At 60.8% G+C, this 18,445-nt stretch carries 11 protein-coding genes and 1 pseudogene; 4 read left to right on the top strand and 8 right to left on the bottom strand.

The annotated features are described in order from the left end of the window. The 4 genes from Q0J60_RS03055 to leuB all read left to right on the top strand — a co-directional run. A partial coding sequence (locus tag Q0J60_RS03055; protein ID WP_294438761.1) for a 2-isopropylmalate synthase occupies window positions 1-1,128 on the top strand: 1,128 nt, incomplete at its 5' end. A gap of 66 nt (window positions 1,129-1,194) precedes the next feature. Then, entirely contained in the window at window positions 1,195-2,454 is a 1,260-nt protein-coding gene (leuC, locus tag Q0J60_RS03050; RefSeq protein WP_294438760.1) for a 3-isopropylmalate dehydratase large subunit, read from the top strand. Window positions 2,455-2,483: 29 nt separating this feature from the next. Continuing rightward, complete coding sequence (locus tag Q0J60_RS03045) at window positions 2,484-2,975, top strand: 3-isopropylmalate dehydratase small subunit (RefSeq protein ID WP_294438763.1); 492 nt, start codon at window positions 2,484-2,486, stop codon at window positions 2,973-2,975. A gap of 265 nt (window positions 2,976-3,240) precedes the next feature. Next, window positions 3,241-4,305 (top strand): 3-isopropylmalate dehydrogenase, encoded by a 1,065-nt coding sequence (gene leuB / locus Q0J60_RS03040; RefSeq protein WP_294438759.1) that lies wholly within the window; start codon window positions 3,241-3,243, stop codon window positions 4,303-4,305. A gap of 138 nt (window positions 4,306-4,443) precedes the next feature. Here leuB and Q0J60_RS03035 read toward each other — a convergent pair whose 3' ends face one another. From Q0J60_RS03035 to Q0J60_RS03000, 8 genes and pseudogenes are all read right to left on the bottom strand, one after another. Next, window positions 4,444-9,021: an acyl-CoA dehydratase activase gene (locus tag Q0J60_RS03035; RefSeq protein WP_294438758.1), complete on the bottom strand. Its 4,578-nt coding sequence runs from the start codon at window positions 9,019-9,021 to the stop codon at window positions 4,444-4,446. Between the two features lie 115 nt (window positions 9,022-9,136). Further along, on the bottom strand, window positions 9,137-9,340 hold the full coding sequence (locus Q0J60_RS03030) for a nitrate ABC transporter ATPase (protein ID WP_294438757.1): 204 nt from the start codon (window positions 9,338-9,340) through the stop codon (window positions 9,137-9,139). 26 nt (window positions 9,341-9,366) lie between these two features. Further along, window positions 9,367-10,038 (bottom strand): ABC transporter ATP-binding protein, encoded by a 672-nt coding sequence (locus Q0J60_RS03025; RefSeq protein ID WP_294438755.1) that lies wholly within the window; start codon window positions 10,036-10,038, stop codon window positions 9,367-9,369. Between the two features lie 3 nt (window positions 10,039-10,041). After that, complete coding sequence (locus tag Q0J60_RS03020; RefSeq protein WP_294438754.1) at window positions 10,042-11,151, bottom strand: ABC transporter permease; 1,110 nt, start codon at window positions 11,149-11,151, stop codon at window positions 10,042-10,044. Between the two features lie 146 nt (window positions 11,152-11,297). Then, entirely contained in the window at window positions 11,298-12,575 is a 1,278-nt protein-coding gene (locus Q0J60_RS03015) for a Tat pathway signal sequence (protein WP_294438753.1), read from the bottom strand. 152 nt (window positions 12,576-12,727) lie between these two features. Continuing rightward, window positions 12,728-17,137, bottom strand: coding sequence for a hypothetical protein (locus tag Q0J60_RS03010; protein WP_294438752.1), 4,410 nt, complete (start codon window positions 17,135-17,137; stop codon window positions 12,728-12,730). Between the two features lie 28 nt (window positions 17,138-17,165). Beyond that, window positions 17,166-18,239, bottom strand: coding sequence for an IS3 family transposase (locus Q0J60_RS03005; protein ID WP_294438762.1), 1,074 nt, complete (start codon window positions 18,237-18,239; stop codon window positions 17,166-17,168). Then, window positions 18,161-18,367: pseudogene (locus tag Q0J60_RS03000) on the bottom strand (transposase); the annotation flags it as partial. The gene Q0J60_RS03005 and the pseudogene Q0J60_RS03000, both read right to left, overlap by 79 nt. Between the last annotated feature and the right edge of the window lie 78 nt (window positions 18,368-18,445).

Genomic DNA, 18,445 nt, shown 5'->3' with positions numbered 1-18,445 from the left:
ACCGAGCCCGAGTACGCTCTGGAGGTGTGCAACGCCGTGCTGGACATCTGGCAGCCTACGCCCGAGCGCAAAGCCATCATCAACCTGCCTGCCACCGTGGAGATGAGCAGCCCGCACGTGTACGCCTGCCAGGTTGAGTACATGCACAAGAACCTGAAGTACCGCGAGGGCGTTGAGATTTCGCTGCATCCTCACAACGACCGCGGCACCGGTGTGGCCGATGCCGATTTGGGCGTTCTGGCCGGCGCCGACCGTGTCGAGGGCACGCTCTTCGGCAACGGCGAGCGCACCGGCAACGTGGACATCATCACGCTGGCGATGAACATGTTCAGCCACGGCGTTGACCCAATGCTCGATTTCAGCGACATGCCCAGCCTGGTGGAGATGTACGAGCGCACCACCCGCATGGTGGTGGAGCCGCGTCGCCCCTACGCTGGCTCGCTCGTGTTTGCCGCGTTTTCCGGCAGCCACCAGGATGCCATCGCCAAGGGCTTCGCGTGGCGCAAGGAGCACGACCCCGAGCACTGGACCTGCCCGTATCTGCCCATCGACCCGGCGGATGTCAACCGCAAGTACGAGACCGACGTCATTCGCATCAACAGCCAGTCGGGCAAGGGCGGCATCGGCTATATCCTGGAGACCAACTACGGCTACGTGCTGCCGCCCAAGATGCGCGAGGAGCTGAGCTACGCATCCAAGGACGTATCCGACCACGCGCACAAGGAGCTCTCGCCCGAAGAGGTGAACCAGATTTTCCACGACCGCTACGTGAACCACGAGGGCCGCATCGAGCTGCTTGACTTCCACTACACGCATGCCGACAACAACAAGGCGTTCAAGGCGTTTGTCACCGTGAAGCTGGACGGCGTGGAGCAGGACGTGATCGGCAACGGCAACGGACGTCTGGACTCGGTGTGCGACGGCCTGGGCAAGCTGGGTCTGAAGGCTCACATCATCGACTACGCCGAGCACACGCTGAGCACCGGGTCCGATGCGCACGCTATGGCCTACGTGGCCATCGAGGGCAGCGACGGCAAGCTGGTGTGGGGCGCCGGCGAGGATGCCGACACCGTGACCGCAGCCATCAAGGGCCTGGTCTCAGCCGTCAACCGCGCCCATCAGGCGTAATATCCGATAGTAAACTGCAAGGCGGCCTCCAAAAGGGGCCGCTTTCGCGAAGAAAGGACCTGCAACATGGGCATGACTATGACCCAAAAGATCTTGGCCGCGCATGCCGGGCTCGACTCCGTGGTGCCCGGCCAGCTGATTGAGGCCGATATCGATTTGGCCCTGGCCAACGACATCACGGGGCCGGTGGCTATCCGTGAGCTGGTGAAGGCCGATATGGACAAGGTGTTCGACCGCTCCAAGGTGGCCCTGGTCATGGACCACTTCACCCCCAACAAAGACATCAAGAGCGCCGAGCAGTGCAAGGAGTGCCGCGACTTTGCGCACAAGCACGACATCGTGCACTTCTACGACGTGGGCAATATGGGCGTCGAGCACGCGCTACTGCCCGAAAAGGGCATTGTGGCCTCGGGCGATGTGGTAATTGGCGCCGACAGCCACACCTGCACCTATGGCGCACTGGGCGCGTTCTCCACCGGCATGGGATCGACCGACATCGCCGCAGGCATCGCCACGGGCAAGGCATGGTTCCGCGTGCCCGCCGCCATCAAGTTCAACCTGACCGGCGAGCTTGCCCCCTGGGTTTCCGGCAAGGACGTGATTCTGCACATCATCGGCATGATCGGCGTGGACGGCGCGCTGTATCAGAGCATGGAGTTCTCCGGCCCCGGCGTGGCGAGCCTCTCCATGGACGACCGCTTCGCCATTTGCAACATGGCCATCGAGGCGGGTGCCAAGAACGGCATCTTCCCCGTTGATGAGAAGACCGTTGCCTACCAGAAGGACCGCGCGCTACACGAGCCGCGCGTGTTCGAGGCCGACGACGACGCCGAGTATGCCCGCGTGATCGACATCGACCTGAGCACGATTCCGCCCACGGTGGCGGCGCCGCACCTGCCTGAGAATACCAAGCCCGTGACCGAGCTGGCCGGCATCAAGATTGACCAGAGCGTCATCGGCAGCTGCACCAACGGCCGCATCGAGGACATGCGTGTGGCCGCTGAAATCATGCGCGGCAAGCACGTGGCCGACGGCGTGCGCACCATCGTGATCCCCGCCACGCAGGAAGTGTACCTGCAGTGCATCCGCGAGGGTCTGGCCGAGATTTTCATCGAGGCCGGCGCCATCATGTCTACGCCCACCTGCGGGCCTTGCCTGGGCGGCCACATGGGCATTCTCGCCGCGGGCGAGCGCGCCATCGCTACCACGAACCGCAACTTCGTGGGCCGCATGGGCCACGTGGATTCCGAGGTGTACCTGTCAAGCCCCGCTGTAGCGGCAGCCAGCGCCATCACCGGCGTAATCACCGACCCGGCAACTCTGTAACAGCAACGAAAAAGGAGAAGTCCGTGAAAATGACCGCGAAAGGCACCGTGTTTAAGTACGGTGACAATGTGGATACCGATGTCATCATCCCCGCGCGCTACCTGAACATCGCCGACCCCAAGGAGCTGGCGACGCACGCGATGGAGGACATCGACACCGAGTTTGTGAAGAAGGTGCAGCCGGGCGACATCATGGTTGCCAACAAGAACTTCGGCTGCGGCAGCTCGCGCGAACATGCGCCGCGCGTCATCAAGGACAACGGCGTGGCGTGCGTGATCGCCGCCAGCTTCGCGCGCATCTTCTACCGCAACGCCATCAACATTGGCCTGCCCATTCTCGAGTGCGCCGAGGCGGCCGAGGCCATCAATGCCGGCGACACCGTGTCTGTGGATTTCGCCACCGGCACCATCACCGACGAGACCACCGGCCAGACGTTCCAGGCGTTGCCCTTCCCCGAGTTCATCCAGGGGATTATCGACAACGATGGGTTGCTGAATAGCCTGAAAGCGCGCGGGGTGTAACGGATTCGGATGCGGGTGCGCGCGGGGAGGGCCCCGCTGCGACACTCGCTTTCCTACCGCTCGCTTCGCTCGCTATGCGGAAAGCTCCTGTTGCCTGTTTTGAAAACAAATGGAGCAACAGAGTGATCGCCGCGGGGCCCTCCCCGCGCGCACCCGCATCCGACCCGACACCGACGTTCGTTTAGGCTATGGGTGGGACGCACGCCTGGTGGACCTGCTAGTTTGACTTTGCCGAGGCTTTATTTGACCTGATGGAGGATTGAGGATGACGAAATACAATATTGCGGTTATGAAGGGCGATGGGATTGGCCCTGAGATTGTGGACGAGGCGCTTAAGGTGCTTGATAAGGTGGGCGAGAAGTTCGGCCACGAGTTCGTGTATAACGAGGTGCTTATCGGCGGCGCGGCCATTGATGCAACGGGTGAGTGCCTGCCGCAGGCCACCGTGGATGCGTGCATGGCTTCCGACAGCGTGATCCTGGGCGCCGTGGGCGGTCCCAAGTGGGACAGCCAGCCTCCCGCGAACCGCCCCGAGAAGGCACTGCTGGGCATTCGCAAGGCGCTGGGCCTGTTCGCCAACCTGCGCCCCGCTACGCTCTACGCCCCGCTGGCCGATGCCTGCCCGCTCAAACCTGAGCGCATCAAGGACGGCCTTGACCTGGTGGTTGTGCGCGAGCTCACCGGTGATGTGTACTTTGGCGAGAAGCATCGCGACGAGGACGGCACCGGCCATGACGACATGAACTACTCGGTGGCCGAGGTGGAGCGCATCGCGCATCGCGCGTTCCAGATGGCTCGCCAGCGCCGCAACCACGTGACCAGCGTGGACAAGGCCAACGTGCTGGAAACCAGCCGCGTGTGGCGCGAGACGGTGGAGCGCATTGCCGCCGAGTACCCCGATGTGACCTGCGATTACATGTATGTGGATAACGCCTCCATGCAGCTGGTGACCAACCCCGGTCAGTTCGACGTGATTCTGACCGGCAACCTGTTCGGCGACATCCTGTCCGACGAGGCAAGTTGCATCACCGGCTCCATCGGCATGCTGCCCTCCGCCAGCCTGGGCGAGACCAGCCGCGGCATGTACGAGCCCATTCACGGCAGCGCGCCGGACATCGCGGGCCAGAACATCGCCAACCCCATCGCCACCATTCTTTCCGTGGCTATGATGCTGCGCTACAGCTTTGACTTGGCCGCCGAGGCCGATGCCATCGAGAACGCCGTGAACAGCGTGCTTGAGGCGGGCCACCGCACAGGCGACATCGCCAAGCCCGGCGAGAAGAAGGTCACGTGTTCTGACATGGGCACGCTAATCGCTGCGGCGATTTAGGGTTGAGTTCCGCATCGAACCCACGACGAAACGCAGCGGGGCTTTCTTCGGAAAGCCCCCTCTCTCGCATACGGGGAACGCGAATCTTTGCTCCCCGGTTCCCGCGCTCCTACGCCTCAGCGACCTCGCGCGGCTACGTCAGAGGTAGTAGAGGAACGATCTTAGTTTTTCCTCGGCGGACTTGTCCAAGCCGCCGTCGAAGGAGAGACGAACGACGGGAAGCGGGGCCTCTTCGTGTTTGAGCAGGCCCATCACAATGTCGGCATTCTCGTACATGGATGCGGCGCACACCACGCCGTCGATGCGCGCTGCCCCCTCTTTCCCGCATGTCGGGCAGAGCGTTTTGCCCTGACGATACCGTGCATTGCCAGCAGCGAAGCGACCCATGGAAGCATCGGCGGCACCGCGAAGATCATCGAGGTCCGCAGCGAACGACGAGGCTGTACCCAATGCCGCGGACACTCTCATCATCCACGATGCGTACGTATCCAGCAGCAAGCGTTTTTCCTCCATGGAGAACGCGTCGGACGGCTGCGCGAACACCGAAGGGTGCGCGAATGCCGAAGCTGCGTTTTGCACGGGTTGTGGCAATCGGCCGTGGCCATTCGAGCAACCGCACGTTTGCCCGCTTGCATCGTGCGCCCCGCAGTGGCCGCCCATCAGCTGCGCAGCTGCGCTTGCAATGGCGGCAGCATCAGAAGAGACGCCGGTGTTTGGTTTCGTGAGCATGGCGGCTCCGGCAGCGGCAGAAGTATCGGACGATACGGCGAGAGAGGATGCCACGGCCGCCGCAGGCTTCGGCACGGCGCCTCGCACCGTATCGGGCGTTGGGGCAAGCGCAGGCATAGCCGCCTCCTCCGCCACGTGATCGCTCCACATGAACCAAAGGAACTCGGAAAACGGCATGCGCACGAGAGTGTGCCCCTCCGCCTCGACACGGCTCCAAAGCCCCGCAGAAATCACGTCTGCGAACACGCACTCCCATTCACCCACCAGCAGCAAACGCTTTGCGTTCGAACCGCAATCGGGCGCGATCATATCAGCCACTTTGCGCGCGGCGAGCTCAACCGCTTCAAGCGTGAGCCCATCGCCTAAAGAGAGCATACGTTCCAGCACCTCTCCACGACGGTTTGAAGGCGCAGCACACACCACATCACCCGCCAGAAGACGGATGAAGAGGGAGTCCGCATGTTTAATCGCAGCGCGCACCGCGTCCTTGTCGGCCGCATCGCGACCGGTCCCGTCGCACACCCCCGCCATCGCGGATGCTACGCTCCAGGGAAGCGTGTCCAGCTTGGGGGCAACCACGTGCGCATCTGCATTGCGCGATTCGAGCGTTATGCGCACGGCGGCGTCGTATTGAACGTTGCTCTCGCTGCCCTCGGTTCCCGCAATGAGCACCTGTGCGTCCGGGTGCAAAGACTCCTCTTGCCGCAGAGCCTCGCGCCGCGAGTCGCCGGCGCAAACATCAACGCCCTGCAATGCCATGCCCAACGTGAGCGCGAACGAGGCGTACTCCTTGGTGGTACACTCGCCCTGGCCTGCCACCAATGCATCGCGAGAAGGCTCCACCGCGCGCACGTCAAACCCGCGCTCCGTGAGCCATGACGCCACAAGCGTTCCATGCGCCCCAAACGAAGGCAGCAAGCACGCGCGCCCAGAATCAAGCGCATCGCCCTCGCGCCCAAACGTACGCGTGCTGGTGGGAATATTACGCTCGTCGCACGCGTCGTAGGAGCGGATGCTGTTCAAAAACGCCTCGATGCGCGTGATGACGCCCACCTTGGATGCGTGCTCGTCCACCTCTATCTGCAGGTACGGCTTATCACCCATCTCGCGCGCCACCAGGTGCGTCATGATGGTATCGGGCCCGCAGCCATGATTGGTCAAATATACGGCGAACAGCCGCGGATCGCGGCGCACCAGCTTGGCACCCGCCAAAATATGCTGCCCGAACGGCCAGCACAAACCCGGATGATCGGGCGTCACGTCCACATCCAGCGCACGGAGGTTCGCAAGGCCCACCACGCGCATGCCGCGCTCGGCGAAAAGCCGGGGGATATCCATGTTGAGCACCGGGTCGCTTACGTTGTACTGACGCGTGAGAATGACCACGGCGCGCTCATCGGGGGCGAGGCTTGCAAGCACGGCATCACCCAACTCCTCGCTTTTTTGCGTGTACTTTTGCACGGCGAAGCCGCCCGCCAGCATGGCACGCGCGGTTTCCTGCGGCGTACGGCCCAGGCCCTTCCCCACCGCCAACATAGCGTTGGCAAGAGCCGGCTGCCCGAAATCCATATCCAACACGGGACTTATCAGCTCCACGCCGCGCGCTTCAAGGTCGAACGCATCCGCCACCATGCGCGGCGCCACCTGCATGTAGGGGCACGCAAAGTTGCGCCTCACCTTGGACACGGCATGACGAATGGTGTGCATGCGTGGCATGAACACGTAATCGACGCCCCATTCGAGCAGTTGCGCCATGTGGCCATACACAAGCTTCACCGGGAAGCACACCTCGCCCTGAGCGTAGCGCTGGGCTCTATGCACAGCGTCTTCGTCAGATGCGTCGGATATGACCACGTTGAATCCCAGGTGCCTGAAAAACGCATTTGCCATAGGGAACAGCTTATGCATCATAAGGCAGCGCGGCACGCCTACCGTTTTCTTGGACGGGTCGCACTGCGGATCATAGCCGGCAAGATAGGCTTGTTCGGTTTGAGCGAACGTCTGCTCGAGCTGTTCCACGATGGCGAAATGGTCGTCCACCTGACGGGACTCGTCGCGCTCCAGCCAAAAGCCCCGGAATGCCGTGGGAGGAAACTCGGCATCGGGAGAAGCGGCGTCGGGAGAAACGGAATCGAACGCAGCGACATCGAGCGCAGGCGCATTGGACATGAAGCCACTGCAAGAGGGCGCAACGAATGAAACCCTCGCGGATGCCTCCTCCAGGGCGAGCAGCGCAGCCCCCACCGCTCCGCTTACTGCGAAATACGGCGAAACCGTCACGCGATCGCCGAAATACGCCTTGAATGCCGCCACGATGCCTCGGTTATACGCCACACCGCCCTGCAGCACCACCCGATCGCCCACGCGCTTGCCCGCCGCGACGCGGTGCAGATAGTTGCGCACGATGGACAGGCACAGCCCCGCCGCCACATCTCGCTTGGCAGCACCCTCTGCAAGCGCCGTGTTCACCGCGGTTTCCACGAACACGGTGCAGCGTTCGCCCAAATCCACGGGGACCTGCGACGAAAGAGCCAGATCGCCGTATTCATCCAGCGGAATGCCCAACCGCACCGCCTGCTCCTCCACGAACGACCCGGTGCCGGCAGCGCAAATCTTGTTCATCTGAAAATCAACCACGCGCCCGCCCGACAGCGATATGAACTTGGAATCCTGCCCGCCAATCTCGAAGACGGTATCCACCTGCGGGTCCGCGGCTGCGGCGGCACGCGCCTGGGCCGTGATCTCGTCACGCACCATGTCGGCCCCTATGAGCTTACCAATGAGCGTGCGGCCCGACCCGGTAACGCCCGCACACACCACGCGCACCTCGCCGCCCAGCCTGCTGCCCAAATCGGCAAGGCCCTGTGTCACCGCCTTCTGCGGATTGCCACGCGTGCGCAGATACTGCGCATCCAAAACGCGGCCGCACAAATCCACCAACACCAGATTGGTGCTGGTAGAACCAACGTCCACGCCGAGCGCGCACGGCACCAGGCCGTCCCGATCGACGCTCCACGGACGCGGAGTCAGGCCGAACCCGTCATCCGGCTTGGGGGTACCGGCAGGAAGCGGCGCCAAACGAGCAAGCCCCCTTTGGACAACGGACGATTCAAGAGCATCGCGCAGCTGCTCCACCGCGGGAATAGTATGCACGTCCGCCACATCCGCGGCGCCCTCTCCACCGTGAGGCGGCTTTGCCCCACGCGCCTCCCACGCTTCATATGCGGCGCCCACCGCCTGGGCGAACACGAATTCAGGCTCCGCCAGAAGCTCGTCGGGTCCAAGCGCGAACACCTCGCGCACGGCACGCACTACGCCCTCGTTGAACAGCACGCCTCCCACCAGCATGACAGGCGGCTTCACGTCCATGCCGCGCACGATGGTTGCTTTGTAGGTACGCACCATGGCGTAGCACAGCCCCAGCAGAATATCGGCCTCGGGCACACCCTCCTGCTGACGGTGGATGATGTCGGTTTTGGCGAACACCGTGCAGCGTCCCGAAAGGCGGGGGATGCCCTGCGCCTGCTCCACGATGCGCGAGTAGTCCTCGATCGAAAGACCCAAGCGATTCATCTGGTCCTCGAAGAACGACCCCGTGCCCGCTGCGCAGCTTTCGTTCATGGCGAACTCCGGCGCGCCCTGGCGTTCAAGCCCGGTGATGAAATACGAGCTTTGCGCCCCCACCGCAATCACGCTCTGCGCTTGGGGGGCGAGCACGCGCACGCCCTGGGTGATGGCGGGAACATCCTCAAGCACGCGCACCCCAGACAGCGCGGCGGTCGCAAGATGCGCGCCCGAGCCCGTAAGCGCGAACCCCGCGCATCGCAGCGACCCAAGACGCCTTTGGGCATCCTCCACGAGCTTCGCTGCGCATGCCGACGGGGCGCCGTCGTGTGCCTCGCGCAGCGTGAGCAGCAATTCGCCATCGGCGGTCAGCGCAGCCACCTTCACGGCAGATGCGCCCATATCTATGCCTAGGGTGTACACGCTCTCCCCCTTCATACAATCGAATGGTCAACGCTAGAGCCCTCGCGCAGAATGCGTCCGCGCAAAAGCTCTGCGATGTGGGTTCAAAGTTAATCCAATGCGCAACGCGCGCGCGTTACGCCATAGCCGCCTTGAATGCGGCGTACTCGTTCAAAAATGCTTCCTTGTCCAGCTCGCGCAGCATCACAACGTCCTCGAACGTCACGTATTCGGTGATGGGGTTCTCAACGGTGAAGGGAAAACCCTTCGATACCAGAAAATCGGCGAACAGAGGCTCATCAGCCACGATCTCGCGCATGGTTTTGGTGGTTTCTATCATGATTGGTCTCCTTTACCCTCGAACGTCTAGCACTTATCGGACACCTCGGTGAGCAGCACTTTGCTTGCCCCCAGCAACGCGGCGTCATCTTCACCGTGCGTGGCAACCAACAGCGTGCGGCCGCGGGCATGACGTTTCACGAACTCGATAACCTGTACGCGCGTTGCCTTGTCGAGCCCGGTGAACGGCTCGTCCATCACAACCATGCGCGAAGGAAACGCCATAGCGCGCGCCAATGACACGCGCCGCCTCATGCCGCCCGAAAGCTGCGCCACCGGTTGCTCCATGCAGTACGGAGGCAGAATTTCTTCCAGCATGACGCGAACCTCGGACCTGCGCGTCGAGGGCGGCAGCACCAGCGCCACGTTTTCCACGGGCGTGAGCGTGTCGCAGAGGCGATCCTCCTGGAACATGGCGGCAATCTGGCCGGGGCGAATGCCCTCTATGCTGCCCGAATCGGCACGTTCAAGCCCCAGAAGTACACGCAGCAGCGTGGTTTTCCCCATGCCCGACGGCCCCATCAGGCAATACGCCCCGCCGTTTTCCAGCGTGAATGTCACGCTGCGCAGCACGCGCCTGCCGTTATACGATTTTTCCACCGCTGTGAAGCGGATGGCGTCGCCTGCCTGCGCGCCGTCTTTGGGGTCAAAGGCTCCCGCATGCCCGGCATCTTGCCTGCTCGCATCGCGCATACCCATTGCCTAATCCTTCCTGCCGAGCATGCCGCCCATGGGACGAGCGGCGCGCTTGAGCAGCTCCATGAACGCCTTTTCAAACACCAACGAAAGCACGATGACCACCACGGTCCAGGCAAACAGGTCGGGCGTTGCCAGAAACGTTTTAGCCTCCATCATCTCCTTGCCTATGGAGGGCTTGGGCGTTGCCAGCACCTCTGCCATAACGCCGGCCTTCCAGCTCATGCCTATTGACATCTTGCAACTCGAAAGCAAAAACGGCATAAACGCCGGGCGGTACACGTACATGAATCTCCGCCAGGGAGAAAGCCCAAACGCGTGCGCCATCTCAAGCATCTGCTTGTCTACATGGTCGAACCCCGTGAGCATATTGATGTATATGAGTGGCAGCACGATTAAGAACGACAGATACACCGTAAGCGCCTGGTTGCCCACCCATATGAGCAGCATGATGATGAACGAAACCATGGGGATGGTTTTGAGCAGCGACATAAGCGGGTCCAGGAACTCGCGCACCAGCCGCACCTTAGATGCCACAAGCGCAAGCAGGATGCCCACCGAAAACGACAGGAGGAACCCCAGTGCGATGCGCCCGGTGGATGCAAGGCATATCATCCAGAAATCGCTTTGGGCAAGCTGCTCCACCAGCGCCTGGATGGTGCGGATGGGCCCGGCCAGGATAAGGCGGTTGTCAACCACGCGGTCGGCAATCTCCCACACCGCAAGCCAGAACAGCACGATGAACGCCTTGCGCACCAAACGCGCGCGATTGGCGCGACGGCGCTCCTCCTCGGCGGCACGCACCTGCTCGGGCGTGGCAAGCCCCTGCGATGCCAGCACGCGGGCGATGCGATCTTCCGGCACGCCCAGCGAGCGCATCATCTGCATGATCTGCTCGGTTTCAAGGCCTTTGCCATGCGCCATGTGCACCATGGGGCCCATCTGCTCTTCGGGAAGCGTGCCCGAGGCAATGAGCTGCGATATCTGCGCAAGGCGCTCTTCGGGAAGCCCCACGATCTGCGCGATCTGCGCAAGCGAGAGCTTTTCCTCGCGACGGGCGGCACCGCTCGATGCAGCGGTTGCGTTCGCCTTGTCGCTTCGCCAAGGCACCCTCATGCGCGCCCCCTTTCATCCCCCCAGCTCAGCCGGACTCCAGACGGAACTTCGGCTGGCGTTCAGTTGAAGTTTGTTACAGCTAACATTGTGCCAAGAAGCGCACCGCACGTCTGTTGCCACGGCCACATCTAGGCAAAAAATCTGCGCTATTCCGTCATTTTTTGGATGAGTTGCTCGGCCTCGTCGGAGGAAACCTCTGCCTGATCGCCCTGGCCGCCCCCGCCTTGGCCGTCAGCGGCACTCACGTGAGAGGCGCCTTCGAGCACGCCATCGCCCTCCAGGTATCCCGTGGGCGGCATCCAATAGAATTCGTCGCCCGGAAGCGCGCCGCCGATGGAATCAGGGTTAAGCGAATAGAGCGCCTCCAAAAAGCCGGAAAGCTGCTTGTACATGGTCACACCTGACGTTGCCACGATGGAGCATTCGGGAATGGCCGCCTTGGCGATATCGTTGGAAAGGAACGTTTCCAGCTCTTCCTGATACGATGCCGCCTCGTCAAGATTCTCAGCGGTGAATTGCACCGAGTACTGGCATAGCGCCACGTATTCGATAACCGCCTGCTCGTGTGCCTCCAAAAACTCCTTGGTAACCAGCGTGGCGGTGGTTACCGTTTGGCTGCCGGTGTCTTGGTTGTAGTAATCCCACTCTTCGGTCAAATCGATGGGCACAAGCAAGTTGGGCACCAAAAGCTTTGCCACCTCCACAAAGGGTTGCGGCAGAATTGCTACGGCGTTTTCTTCCTCTTGCAGGAAATTCAGAATCTCGAACGGCGTGCTTTTGAACGCCACGTTCACGCTGTCGGAAAGGCCCGCCTTATGCAGCAGGTACTCTATGGTGTACTCCGGCGTGCCTCCTTCGCCGTAGGCGTATGCCGTGCGCCCCGAAAGGTCGGTGAGCTCGGTTATGGAAGGATCGGTGGTTATGACGTAGAGCACGCCCAGATTGTTCAGGCAGATGACGCGCGGCGAGGCGTTGACCTCGTGGTTGTTGTAGATGATGGGCCCCAGGTTCGAAGGCAGGGTAACGATGTCGAAATCGCCCTGGTTGAACCGGGCGGCCAGCGTGCTGTAATCTACCCCTATGATCTCGAAGCTGTAGCGGTTGAACGTGGTGCCCTCGCGCCCGGCAAGCATCACCTGCGACAAACCCATAGAGGGCGGGCCCATGATGTAGCCCACGCGAACATCGCACGCATCGGGGCTGCCCATGAGTTCGCGGTCTTCGGGGGCAAGCGTTCCGCTTACGCCGCCCGAGCCATCGCCCGCGGGCGTTTCCTCGGCGCACGCCGTAAGCCCCAACGCCGCGGCCGATGCGCACGCCGCCGCAGCGCCAACGAATGCGCGGCGAGAAATGGCGCGAGGTTTGCAACGCTCATGCGACTCGCTGGACAACGATGATTGCGCAGCTTTAACGAATGAATCCATGGCAATCCTTCCACTGATTGGTTCGTTCTTTAGGAATGGTCGTTTCCCCCCGCGGCATAACGACCCGAGAATACAGCCATGCCGCCCCCAATACGCATGGAGCGGCATGGCGTCAAGGCGCATCCGGCAGTGGCCAGCGCGCGATATCCTTGCTAGACCGTAGGCGTTTGCGCAGCAGAGCCGTCAGCTGCCGCCTGAGCAACGCGGCGGCGCCAGGCATACAGCCCCACGCCTATGGCGCCCAGCACCAGCACCGTGCCAGCGCCCAATGCAAAGCCCAGCCAGGGATTGTGCTCCATGGCATCCTCCAGGCTGCGCACGGCGGCGCCTACGCCAGAGCCGGAGCCGGCGTTAGCGTTGCGGGAAGCAAGTGCCGCAGCTGCCTCTCCAGCAGCCTGGGCGTCAGCGGCGGCTTCATCGGCCGTGGCGCTCTCAAGCGTCGAGCCGTCGGTCGAGCCGTTGAGCAGAGCCTGCACCGAAGCGGGCACCGTTCCGCCGCCCGAAGCCGGAACGCCCGAGAAGTTCACCTGGAACGTAGCGGGCCACGTGTGCTCGCGCGTGCCCTGCAGCACTGATTCAGGCATGATGGTGGCGGCGATATCGCCGATATGAATGCCCACCGAGCAGCTTTCGGTTATCACCGAGGTGGCTGCATCGATCACGCCCAAATCAACGGTGATGCTGGTGAGCTTGCCGCCCGAAGAGGACGAGCTCACGATATTGAGCCCGCTGATGGACTTGACCGACATCACCTTATCTTGGATGGTGATGGGCACGCTCACCCTCGCGCGGCCCGACGAATCAACCGTGAGCGTGGCGTTGTTGCTCACCGGATTCATGGGCGGGAACACGCTGGAGGTGATGTGCGGATTGAGCGGCAGGCCTGTATCGGCCTTGTCGAACCAGATGTTAGCCGAAACGGTGTAGGTGCCCGCCTTAAGCGTGCCGGAATCCACCGTGCCCGCCGTGCCGGGACCCACCTGCGTGCCATTGCCGCCGGTGATGCCGCCCTGGTTGCCCGAGCCGGAGCCGGAACCCTGGCCGCCAGAGCCGCCCTGGTTGCCACCGGGGTTGCTAGGATCGCTTGGGTCGGGGTCGCTTGCTACATTTTTAGAAGCGTCATTCGCGTCTGCATCGTAATCGGGGATATTCACATTAGACGAGTGGGAGGTCTTCTCCATGTTCTCAAAGTCCACTGTCAGATGGAGATCGGCATCCCACGTTTGCTGAAGCAGCGTGGGGAATTCTCGACAATTCGAGAAGGTGTACGAGCCATCATCATCCGCAACCTCAAGCCAAAGCTTCGTAATGCGACCGCTATATCTGGCATCGGAACCACCGTACACAATGCCGTCTCGCTCCACGGCAAGAACTTTTACGTCATCTCCGGAATTAATCTGCTGACACGTGAATACTGGGTTCTTCAACTCAACGACAACAATGTAGGTGCCATCCTCCTGAATGTACAGCAATGCATTATCTGTTACAGGATTGATAGGCAGGATTTCTTCCGCGCTGGCATCTCCAATGTCTTCAAGGCTATCCGGATGATTAGGGTTCGTCATATATGCGGTCAACCCAGGAATGTAGCGATTATCTTCGCCCGCAATGAATACATTTGCCGACACTCGATACGTACCCTCTGGCATTTCATCCGCTTTTTCAATCTTCCATGGAATCACGGCCGAATCAGTGCTTCCGTCAAGCCAGACATAGCCATCGGCGAGCACGGCAGTCGCCACGTAATCACCCGGGTCAGTTGCCGAATTGCCAGTAAGCGTATAGCCCTCACCAGGCAGTACTCCAATTTGTTCTTCTCCGTTATATACCAAACCGTCAATTGGTTTCGGTTTTGCGGGAGGAGCAGATTCCACATACATGAGCCCAGGGAGCCAGAGTGTGAACTTATAGTTGTCCGCAGATCCGCCCTGAGGAACGCAGCCGTAGTACTTTCCAGACTCTACATAGTCAAGCGGCTCTATCGTCGGTGCTACGTACCCTTTTGCGGTTTCGGCGGTTTCTCCATTGACGAAGCCCGTCACCTCTACGGGGTACGTGGGAGCAGAGCTCTTCGTCACCGTCTCGCCGGAATACTGTGCCGTAAGTGGCGCCTTTTCGATGGTGAATGTAATCGTCATCGCGCTCGCAAACGTCCCGTCAGGCATAGCGAAAGCGTAAGCATTGTCTTTGTTACGTACGCTAGCGCTTATGGTGTATGTACCGGCATCCGTTTGCTGAGCAGCTTCCTCATCGAAGCTGAAACTGCTGCTTGGAATGCTCACGCAGTATTGCTTTTCGCCGTTATATACAAGGCCGTCAAGAGCATGGGGCGCATCCTCAGGAGCGTGACCTACGTAAAAATATCCCGTTGCAGATGTTCGCTCGAATTTATAGTTCTTTGCCTCTGGGGTGCTGATGTTCACCGTAGCCTTTGACCCGGCCTTTGGGAAGGAACTATCGAGTCGCCATTTTGTTGCAGTAGGGGCACTATAGTCTTCGGCTGTCTCCGGGGTCTCTCCATTTACGAAACCCTTAACTACAATCTCCGATGACACATCTTCTAGACTCGGCAGTGATGCAGTCGGATCCGTCATCCCCTCGCCCCATGTATAGGGAACGCCTTTGAGATAAGTTGCTTCAAGGGTCGCTTTCTCGATAGACCATTCGACCGTTTTTTCAACTGTGGTGCCGTCTGCCCAGGTAAATCCATCCCTGGGTTTTACCGTAACGGTATACTCACCGGCATTCGTCGCCTTAACCTCGGATCCGTCGACTACAACCCCTTCGCCCGAAGCGGCCATAACCTCGCAGTTATCGTCGATGGTGATACCAGTCTGCTCGGCGCCATTGTATTCGGCGAACACAGGAGTTGGATCGAAAGCGATTTGAGAAGATTCCGAGGTCTGCACCAAGAAATACGCAGAGGGAAGCGGGCTAGGCCAGCTACTGCTCACGTAAGACGGGTCTTTATCCCAATACCCCTTATAAAGCTCAGCGAAAACGGCATTGACCTCACTTGTGCTTTCGCGAATTTCCTCTGCAAAGAAATCAAATGTGGCTTTCCCGTTTTCGATAACCGCGTCAATCTTATGAGCGGTAAGCTCATCGCCATCATCGACGACGAATAACACCTTTGTCGCATTTTCGGGCACCGTTAACTCCATCACAGCACGGCAGCCTTCTGCGAACCACATAAAAGACGAGTTTGAAGAGGAAAAATCTACGAATAGCTTTTGCCCCTGATCGGCTTCTTCAGCCCTTACACTGAAACGATTACTACTTATCATACTGGTTGACATGCTGTCATTGGCGTCGGAAACATCCAGAACATAGCGTGATCCGGTGCCGTTCATGTCTTCGATTTCGAAGTGTTGCCAACGATCTGCCGAATAGCCATCCACAAGAAGGAACGCCCCTAGAGCAGCGGCGTTAAATATCACTCCGCCTTCGGAGAGTGAAACGTCGAGCGAGTTTGCACTTGAGCCATCGTAGCTATAAACATCGGAAACCCCATATGACGTAGGAAGAGTTATGGCAGCCGTAGCCATTTGATCAAGGGAAACATCGAAGCCTTGAGCATCCCGAAGCGAAAGGTTCCACATTTCAAACGCAGGTTTATCCGTATATACGTTGCTTCCCAGGAGTTCGCCTGCTGAATTGTACGCATCTTCATCTGCGTTTTTTTCGACATGCAAAGCCGCAGCTTCCAACTCGGATGCAAATTCCTCCGAGTTGGTCTTAACCGTCACGGAAACTCCAGTGGCCTCGTCGGTAAAAGACTTAGACCACTCGCCTTCCGCGCCGTCATTTCGTTTTACATTGCCAAAGTCAATCGCGAGATATATCGGCATATCTTTAAAGGAAATCTCGGTTCCTGGAGGATTGATGCAATTGAGCTCGCGGCAATTCGAGGGAATATACCACCCGCTTGCGTCCAGCAGCTTAAAATCAACCTCCAGTATTCGATCGGCCGACCAAGAATTATCTCCCTCTATACCATAACCGCCTTCATGTCCCGCGGTTGTTCCGCGCAGCACATGAAGAACCTCCACATTACTACCGCTTTCAATATTCTGGAGGGTAATGATATCGCTCGGTCCGTTGTACAGCTCAACATGAAGAACCATGTCTCCATCTTCGGAGACGGTAAGTGTAGCGTTATCAATGGCAGGATTTGAAGCAGTAGGGGGGAATTCATCACTGAGCATGGCGACATCCACGCCCTTGAGCACCTGGTTGTCTTCGCCCTTGATGACAAGATTTGCCGAAACGGAATACTCACCAGGCTCAAGTTCTTGCTTGAGAGAGGAAGCGGGAATTCCTACGGGGGCAGTCGGATCCGGCAAAACTGAAGGGGCGTCGGACACGACCGCGTAGTAGGCGATCGGGGTGGCGTCGGTCTGCTCGTGCCCGGGCTCGCCGCCGTCGGTGCCGAGCGCGGCGTTGTACAGCGCTTTCAGCAGCGAGTTGTCGGGCTCGTCGCCGAGGCCCCACAGCTCGAACGAGGCGGTACCGCCGGACACGGCGGCGTCCACGGGCGTCGCGGTGACCCCGCCGCCCACTGAATCTACCCCGATTCCGTTTACACCCCTACGCCGCCTTTCCGGCGGCCTCCTCCGGCCAGTTGGCCCTCTCGAACTCGTCGGGGCTGAGGTATCCCAGCGCCGAATGGGTCCTGACCCTGTTGTAGAACGACTCTATGTAGTCGAAGATCTCGAGTGCCGCCTGCTCGCGCCCGCCGAAGGTGCGGGCGTGCACGCACTCGCACTTGATTATGCCCATGAGCGACTCCATGGCGGCGTTGTCCCACGGGCTGGATATCGAGCCCATCGAGGGCTCGATCCCGGCGTCGCGCATCGTCCTCCCCAGGAGCAGCGACACGTACTGCGAGCCGTGATCCGAATGGTGGATGCAGCCCTCGGGCGGCCTGCGACGCGCGATCGCCATCCTGAGGGCGTCGTCGGCGAGCTCGGCCGTCATGCGGCCCGACATCGACCAGCCGACTATCCTGCGCGACCAGATGTCGAGCACCACCGCCAGGTAGAGCCATCCCTGGTGCGTGCGCACGTAGGTGATGTCGGCGAACCACGCCCTGTTGGGACCGTCCGCGCTGAAGTCGCGCTTGACCAGGTCGGGGGCGGCGTTCGCCTGCGGCGCGGCGGCCTTCCTCCCGCCCTTGGGCCTCTTGGCGCATCCCCTCGTGGTTCCGACCAGGCCCCTCTCGCGCATGATTCGGGCCACGCGTTTGCGCGACGTGCGCACGCCGTCCGCCCGGAGCCTCTCGAACACCTTGGGCGCGCCGAAGTGGCCGCGCCCAAGCCCGTACACGCGCTCGATGTCGCGCGCCAGCTCCGCGTCGCGCAGGTCGCGAGCGCTCGGCCCGCGCGAGCGCCATGCGTAGTAGCCCTGGCGCGTCACCTTCAGCGCGGCGCACATCTCCGAGACCGTCCAGATGCCCTCGTTCATCAGGACGAAGGCGAACCTCGCCCTCTTCGCCTGGGCGCCTACAGCTGCCTGCTGGCGAAGAAGGCGCTCGCTTTTAAAAGTATCTCGTTCTCGCGCCTGAGCCTCTCGACCTCGCGCTTCAGCCTGCGGTTCTCCTCTGCGACCTGGAAGGGGTTGTCGCCGGGCTGAGCCTGCGCGGCGTCGGCCCTCCTCACCCAGTCGGATATGCTTCCCGCGTCGCAGCCGAGCTCCCGGGCGAGGTCGGCGTAGGTGCAGCCGCGCTCGCGGTAGAGCTCGACCGCCATCTGCTTGAACTCGGGCGTGTACTTAGGCGACGGATGTCCCATTCTCTGCCTCCGTTTCCCCGTTTGCGACATCATGCCCAAACGGAAGTCCATGTGTCAACGGAAACGGGGTCGATTCAC

This window comes from uncultured Slackia sp. (assembly GCF_944321625.1).
In the GTDB taxonomy this organism is placed as follows: Bacteria; Actinomycetota; Coriobacteriia; order Coriobacteriales; family Eggerthellaceae; genus Slackia.
This window is presented reverse-complemented; position numbering and strand designations above follow the sequence as displayed.

Bases quoted from the DNA above. Each gene is read 5' to 3' on its own strand.
- leuC (WP_294438760.1), top strand. From the start codon at position 1,195: ATGGGCATGACTATGACCCAAAAGATCTTGGCCGCGCATGCCGGGCTC.
- Q0J60_RS03045 (WP_294438763.1), top strand. From the start codon at position 2,484: ATGACCGCGAAAGGCACCGTGTTTAAGTACGGTGACAATGTGGATACC.
- leuB (WP_294438759.1), top strand. From the start codon at position 3,241: ATGACGAAATACAATATTGCGGTTATGAAGGGCGATGGGATTGGCCCT.
- Q0J60_RS03030 (WP_294438757.1), bottom strand. From the start codon at position 9,340: ATGATAGAAACCACCAAAACCATGCGCGAGATCGTGGCTGATGAGCCT.
- Q0J60_RS03025 (WP_294438755.1), bottom strand. From the start codon at position 10,038: ATGGGTATGCGCGATGCGAGCAGGCAAGATGCCGGGCATGCGGGAGCC.
- Q0J60_RS03020 (WP_294438754.1), bottom strand. From the start codon at position 11,151: ATGAGGGTGCCTTGGCGAAGCGACAAGGCGAACGCAACCGCTGCATCG.
- Q0J60_RS03015 (WP_294438753.1), bottom strand. From the start codon at position 12,575: ATGGATTCATTCGTTAAAGCTGCGCAATCATCGTTGTCCAGCGAGTCG.